1 protein-coding gene is annotated in these 243 nt (G+C 52.7%); it reads left to right on the top strand.

Annotated features, from left to right (window positions below; translation table 11 throughout):
* Nucleotides 1–44 precede the first annotated feature (44 nt).
* Nucleotides 45–243, top strand: a 199-nt coding sequence (locus WG929_RS21425; RefSeq protein WP_416207646.1) for an IS66 family transposase zinc-finger binding domain-containing protein, incomplete at its 3' end; no start/stop codon positions are given.

Here is a 243-nt window from a genome sequence, read left to right as displayed (position 1 = left end):
TACCGGCTGAATTACCCCGTGTACGCATTGAACATGATCTTCCTTTGGCCGATAAAATCTGCGCCTGCGGTTGCGCCAAAAAACACATCGGCGAAGACACCAGCGAGCAATTGGATATTATCCCGGCGGTGGTTCAAGTCTTGGTGCATGCACGACAAAAATACGTTTGCGAAGCCTGTGAAAGCGGCGTGCAGATGGCCGCTTTACCGACGCAGCCAATCCCTAAAAGCAATGCCAGCCCTG

Origin of the sequence: Oceanobacter antarcticus, from assembly GCF_044962685.1 — a bacterium.
Classification (GTDB): domain Bacteria; phylum Pseudomonadota; class Gammaproteobacteria; order Pseudomonadales; family Oceanobacteraceae; genus Oceanobacter; species Oceanobacter antarcticus.
This window is presented reverse-complemented; position numbering and strand designations above follow the sequence as displayed.